The organism is Neobacillus niacini (assembly GCF_019749295.1).
GTDB lineage: Bacteria > Bacillota > Bacilli > Bacillales > Cytobacillaceae > Neobacillus > Neobacillus niacini_D.
The window spans coordinates 1,476-3,066 of the sequence record NZ_JACWFG010000019.1; the positions used below are offsets into that span (position 1 = coordinate 1,476).

2 rRNA genes (both only partly in view) are annotated in these 1,591 nt (G+C 50.3%); both read right to left on the reverse strand.

Annotated features, from left to right (window positions below):
* A 23S ribosomal RNA gene (locus H0184_RS22875) occupies nucleotides 1–1,484 on the reverse strand (it extends 1,404 nt beyond the left edge of the window).
* A gap of 42 nt (nucleotides 1,485–1,526) precedes the next feature.
* Nucleotides 1,527–1,591, reverse strand: a 16S ribosomal RNA gene (locus H0184_RS22880) (it continues 1,566 nt past the right edge of the window).
* Together the 16S and 23S rRNA genes form the textbook arrangement of a ribosomal RNA operon.

Genomic DNA, 1,591 nt, shown 5'->3' on the forward strand with positions numbered 1-1,591 from the left:
CTGCGTCCCCCCATCACTCAAACGATAAAGAGGTGGTACAGGAATATCAACCTGTTGTCCATCGCCTACGCCTTTCGGCCTCGGCTTAGGTCCCGACTAACCCTGAGAGGACGAGCCTTCCTCAGGAAACCTTAGGCATACGGTGGACGGGATTCTCACCCGTCTTTCGCTACTCATACCGGCATTCTCACTTCTAAGCGCTCCACCAGTCCTTACGGTCTAGCTTCAACGCCCTTAGAACGCTCTCCTACCACTGACACCATAGGTGTCAATCCACAGCTTCGGTGTTACGTTTAGCCCCGGTACATTTTCGGCGCAGAGTCACTCGACCAGTGAGCTATTACGCACTCTTTAAATGGTGGCTGCTTCTAAGCCAACATCCTGGTTGTCTAAGCAACTCCACATCCTTTTCCACTTAACGTAAACTTTGGGACCTTAGCTGGTGGTCTGGGCTGTTTCCCTTTTGACTACGGATCTTATCACTCGCAGTCTGACTCCCACGGATAAGTCTTTGGCATTCGGAGTTTGTCTGAATTCGGTAACCCGATGAGGGCCCCTAGTCCAAACAGTGCTCTACCTCCAAGACTCTTACAACGTGAGGCTAGCCCTAAAGCTATTTCGGAGAGAACCAGCTATCTCCAAGTTCGATTGGAATTTCTCCGCTACCCACACCTCATCCCCGCACTTTTCAACGTGCGTGGGTTCGGGCCTCCATCCAGTGTTACCTGGACTTCACCCTGGACATGGGTAGATCACCTGGTTTCGGGTCTACGACCACATACTCATACGCCCTATTCAGACTCGCTTTCGCTGCGGCTCCGTCTCTTCAACTTAACCTTGCATGGGATCGTAACTCGCCGGTTCATTCTACAAAAGGCACGCTATCACCCATTAACGGGCTCTAACTACTTGTAGGCACACGGTTTCAGGATCTATTTCACTCCCCTTCCGGGGTGCTTTTCACCTTTCCCTCACGGTACTGGTTCACTATCGGTCACTAGGGAGTATTTAGCCTTGGGAGATGGTCCTCCCAGCTTCCGACCGGATTTCTCGTGTCCGGCCGTACTCAGGATCCACTCAGGAGGGAACGAAGTTTCAACTACAGGGTTTTTACCTTCTATGACGGGCCTTTCCAGACCGCTTCATCTACCCCGTTCCTTTGTAACTCCATGTTGAGTGTCCTACAACCCCAAGAGGCAAGCCTCTTGGTTTGGGCTATGTCCCGTTTCGCTCGCCGCTACTCAGGGAATCGCGTTTGCTTTCTCTTCCTCCGGGTACTTAGATGTTTCAGTTCCCCGGGTCTGCCTTCAATACCCTATGTATTCAGGTAAAGATACTGCTCCATTACGAGCAGTGGGTTCCCCCATTCGGAAATCTCCGGATCAAAGCTTACTTACAGCTCCCCGAAGCATATCGGTGTTAGTCCCGTCCTTCATCGGCTCCTAGTGCCAAGGCATCCACCGTGCGCCCTTTCTAACTTAACCTAAAAGGTTACTACTCTTAATTAAATAAGAGAGAAAAACTAAAATGGCGATTCTCGGTTTTACTTTGACTTCTTCTTACGATTATCTAGTTTTCAAAGAACGAATTA